Annotated in this window: 5 protein-coding genes and 1 other RNA gene; 2 read left to right on the plus strand and 4 right to left on the minus strand. The window is 64.4% G+C overall.

Annotation, left to right across the window (positions count from 1 at the left end; all coding sequences use genetic code 11):
- The 4 genes from MOV74_RS32360 to MOV74_RS32375 all read right to left on the minus strand — a co-directional run.
- Window positions 1-259, minus strand: a 259-nt coding sequence (locus MOV74_RS32360; RefSeq protein ID WP_246931061.1) for an SDR family NAD(P)-dependent oxidoreductase, incomplete at its 3' end; no start/stop codon positions are given.
- On the minus strand, window positions 259-1,053 hold the full coding sequence (locus MOV74_RS32365) for an amino acid ABC transporter ATP-binding protein (protein WP_246931062.1): 795 nt from the start codon (window positions 1,051-1,053) through the stop codon (window positions 259-261). The genes MOV74_RS32360 and MOV74_RS32365, both read right to left, overlap by 1 nt.
- On the minus strand, window positions 1,050-1,712 hold the full coding sequence (locus MOV74_RS32370) for an amino acid ABC transporter permease (protein WP_246931063.1): 663 nt from the start codon (window positions 1,710-1,712) through the stop codon (window positions 1,050-1,052). The genes MOV74_RS32365 and MOV74_RS32370 overlap by 4 nt, the downstream gene beginning before the upstream one ends.
- Window positions 1,713-1,834: 122 nt before the next feature.
- Window positions 1,835-2,680 (minus strand): transporter substrate-binding domain-containing protein, encoded by an 846-nt coding sequence (locus MOV74_RS32375; RefSeq protein ID WP_246931064.1) that lies wholly within the window; start codon window positions 2,678-2,680, stop codon window positions 1,835-1,837.
- Between the two features lie 182 nt (window positions 2,681-2,862).
- Here MOV74_RS32375 and ffs point away from each other — a divergent pair.
- Window positions 2,863-2,959, plus strand: an RNA gene (ffs, locus tag MOV74_RS32380) — signal recognition particle sRNA small type.
- A gap of 94 nt (window positions 2,960-3,053) precedes the next feature.
- The coding region (locus tag MOV74_RS32385) for a DNA polymerase III subunit gamma/tau (protein ID WP_246931065.1) at window positions 3,054-4,310 on the plus strand (1,257 nt) is incomplete at its 3' end.

A 4,310-nucleotide genomic window follows, 5' to 3' on the forward strand; every position in this document is an offset into this window, starting at 1 on the left:
ATCCGTCGAGCCGGCCGAAGCCGGCTTTCGCGGCAGCGACGGCGTCGCTGGCGGTGGCCTCCTCGGCAAGATCGCCAAGGCACTTTGAGACAACGGCGCCCTTCGCTTCGGCATCCGCTGCGGTGGCGTCGAGACCTTCTGCGTTCGAGCGCGTATGTAGTAGCAACCCGACGCCGGGCGCCGCGAGCAGGTTTGCGGTGGCGCGGCCGATGCCGCTGGCGGCACCGGTAACGAGATAAACGCGGTTGATATCGGACATCACGATGCCGTTGTGGCCGGCGGCAATGCACCGGTGCGGTGGAAATGGCTGAGGAAGGCGCGCGTCGCGGCTTCCTGCGGATTGTCGATCACCTGCCGCGCCGGGCCTTCTTCTACGACGACGCCGTCGCGCATGAAGATGAGGCGGTCCGCGACCTCGCGGGCAAAGGCGATCTCGTGCGTCACGATCACCATGGTCATGCCTTCGGAGGCGAGCTGCTGGATCACGGCGAGCACCTCGCCGACGAGCTCGGGATCGAGCGCTGAGGTCGCCTCGTCGAACAGCATGACATCAGGTTCCATTGCCAGTGCTCGGGCAATCGCGACGCGCTGCTTCTGTCCGCCGGAGAGCGTCGCCGGATACTGGTCGGCTTTCTCGGCAAGGCCCACCTTGGCGAGTTGCGCCCGTGCGAGCGTCTCAGCGTCGGCCTTGGCCATGCGCCGCACCGTGACCGGGCCCTCCATCACGTTCTGGAGCGTCGTCATGTGCGGGAACAGATTGAAGTGCTGGAACACCATGCCGGTGGTGGCACGGAAATTTGCCAGCGTCCTCACCTCCGGGAGTTTTGAACCGTCGCCGAACGCAAAGCGCGTATCGCCGACGCGGACGCTGCCGCCATCGGGCACAACAAGGAGATTGATGCAGCGGAGCAGGGTCGACTTGCCGGAGCCTGAGGGGCCGATCAGCGCGACAACCCCGCCCTTGGCAACGTCGAGATTGATGTTTTTCAGGACCTCGTTGCTGCCAAAACTCTTGCGAAGGCTGCGGATCTCGATTTTTGACGTCTCGCTCATTCGCTGACCGCCAGTCGCTTCTCGCCGCGGCGGACGAGGATGGTCAGGGGAATCAGGATCGCCGCATAGGCGACCGCGACGGCGGTGTAGGTCTCCAGCGGCCGGTAGCTGTCATGGGCGGCGACCTGGCTCTGGTAGACGAGGTCGGGCACCGCCAGCACCGAGACCAGCGAGGTGTTCTTGAACTGGATGATCGACTGGTTCATCAGCGCCGGAATCATGCGCTTGATCGCCTGCGGCAGCACGATGCGGCGCATGGTCTGGATCGGCGTCATGCCGAGCGCGGCACCGGCTTCGGACTGGCCCTTGTCGATCGAGATGATGCCGCCGCGGATGATTTCCGAATAGAACGAACCGCCATAGAGCGAGAGCGCCAGCGCCGAGGCCGTGATCGGCGTCATCTCGACGCCGGCGAGGATCGGCAGTGCGTAATAGAACCAGATCAGCTGCACCAGGATCGGCGTGCAGCGGAACGCCTCGATGAAGGTGAGCGCGAGAAGACGCAGCGGCTTGAAGCGCGAGAGCGTGCCGAACGCCCCTAACAGGCCGAACAGCAGCCCGCACACGACGATGACCACGGTGAAGCCGACGGTGACGCCAAGCCCGTTCAGAAACAGCCAGCGATAGGTCCAGAGGAGGCCGAAGTCCCACTGATACATGCGTGCGTTACTCGTCGTGCGGCTAACCGCTTACACCGTCATTCCGGGGCGCCCGAAGGGCGAACCCGGAATCTCGAGATTCCGGGTTCTCGCTTCGCGAGCCCCGGAATGACAGTGGAAACTTACAGCGATACGCCCGGCGGAATGTCCGCCTCGGTCACGCCCACCAGCTCCATGTTGGTGATGATCGCGTTGCGGATGAAGCCGAGGCCCTTGTTGAAGTCGATCCAGGTGTTGACGTAATCGCGCCAGGTCTTGTCGGTCTCGCGGCGGAAGCCGGCATTCGACGTCGTCGCGAAGATCGGCGTCGGCAGCACGAGCTGGCCGAGCGAGGGATTCTTCTTCAGCACGGTCAGCGACAGCATGGTGATCAGGCACTGCGCGTCGACGCGGCCGGTCTGCAGCGCGGCGGTGGCGTCGTCTGCGGTCTTCAGCCGCGTAATCTGCGCCTTCGGCGTCAGGCGACTGACGACCTGGTCGTGCGAGGAGCCCTGGTCGACCGCGATCTTGATGTCGGGCGAGTTCAGCTCGGCCCAGCTCTTCGGCTTGAAGTCCTTCTTGCAGAGGATGGCGAAGGCATTGTTGAAGACCGGCACCGAGAAGTCGACCACCAGCGCGCGCTTCGGCGTGGGGTTGAGGCCGAAGAAGATGTCGATCTTGTTGGCCTGCAGATCGAGCACCGAATTGCCCCAGGTGGTCTCGGTGATCTCGAGCTCGGCCTCCATATCGTCGGCGAGACCCTTGGCGATGTCGATGTAAAAGCCCTTCCACTGACCGCTGGAGAGATCCTTCATGTAATAGGGTGCGCCGCCGCCGACCGCGCCGATCCGCATCTTCTTGGTCCGGCGGATGCGGGCGAAGGTCGATTCGTTCGAATCGGCGGTCTGGGCCACCGCCGGCGAAGCCAGCGCGGCCGCAGTCATCGCGCCAAGTCCGACAATCGATGCAACATCACGACGTGTAACCATTGGGATCAATCGCTTTTCTGGTTGGGACAGGTTCCGGCAGGTTCATACCAAGGCAGCACTATCAGTGAAAGCACAGCCTATCAGCTGGGCAGATCGGGAATTGCCCGGATGCTGGGCAGGCGCCGGCGATCGGGGGCGATAGCCGCTTGCTTTCCGGTCCTTTTGGCCCCAAATAGGGACCGGGAGATTGGCGGTGGACGAGCCACTCGCCAACCGGGTCAGGTCCGGAAGGAAGCAGCCCTAACGAGGTCCGGATCGGGTCGCTCGTCAGTCTCCTACCTGTTTTTCGAGCGAATTGCGCCGGCGGCACCAGCCGCCAGCGCGCTCCTTTCCGCAAAAGCCGGCCAAGAGACATTTCATTGCGGATCGACCGATGACCGACGCTGGCGCCCCTTCCAACCCCGACAGCGCCGGTCAGGCCGGCAACGCGCCTTACCGGGTGCTGGCGCGCAAATACCGTCCCTCCAGCTTTGACGATCTGATCGGCCAGGAGGCCGTGGTCCGCACCGTCTCCAATGCGTTCGAGACCGGGCGGATTCCGCAGGCCTGGATCCTCACCGGCGTCCGCGGCGTCGGCAAGACCACCACCGCGCGCATCCTGGCCCGTGCACTCAACTACGAGATGCCTGATGGTTCGGTGAGGGGCCCGACCATCCACATGCCGACCTTGGGCGTGCATTGCCAGGCGATCATGGAAAGCCGGCACATGGACGTGCTGGAGATGGACGCGGCGTCGCATACCGGCGTCGACGACGTTCGCCAGATCAATGACAGCGTGCGCTATGCCCCCGCCAGCGCGCGCTACAAGGTCTACATCATCGATGAAGTCCACATGCTGTCGACGGCGGCGTTCAACGCCTTCCTGAAGACGCTGGAGGAGCCGCCGGAGCACGCCAAATTCGTGTTCGCGACCACTGAGATCCGCAAGGTTCCGGTCACGGTGCTGTCGCGCTGCCAGCGCTTTGATCTTCGCCGCGTCGAGGCCGACGTGCTGATGAAGCACCTCGCCAGTATTGCAACGAAGGAAAGCGTCGAGATCGAGCCGGAGGCGCTCGGCATCATCGCCCGTGCCGCCGAAGGCTCGGTGCGCGATTCGCTGTCGCTGCTCGACCAGGCGATCGCACATGCCGCCGGGCAGGTGAGGGCCGATGCGGTCAGGCAGATGCTGGGGCTCGCCGACCGCACCCGCGTCATCGACCTGTTCGATTCGCTGGCGCGCGGCGATATCGCGAGCGCATTCAAGGAATTCCGCGACCAGTACGACGTCGGCGCCGATCCGATCGTCGTGCTCTCGGACCTCGCCGAATTCGTCAATTTCGTCACCCGCGTGAAGATCGTTCCGGCGACCGCCGACAACGTCGCCTATGGCGAGACCGAGCGCGTGCGCGCGAAGGAATTCGCCTCGAAAATCTCGATGCGCGTGCTGTCGCGGATGTGGCAGATGCTGCTCAAGGGTATCACCGAGGTGCAGGCCGCGACACGTCCCGCTGCCGCCGCCGAGATGGTGCTGGTGCGCATTGCCTATGTCGCCGACCTGCCGACGCCGGACGAAGCGATCAAGATGCTGGAGCAGAACGGCGGCGGCTCGCCGGTCGTGAGCGGCGGCGGTGCCGCGCGCAGCACTGCGCCG

The organism is Bradyrhizobium sp. SHOUNA76 (assembly GCF_023006445.1).
Lineage (GTDB): Bacteria > Pseudomonadota > Alphaproteobacteria > Rhizobiales > Xanthobacteraceae > Bradyrhizobium.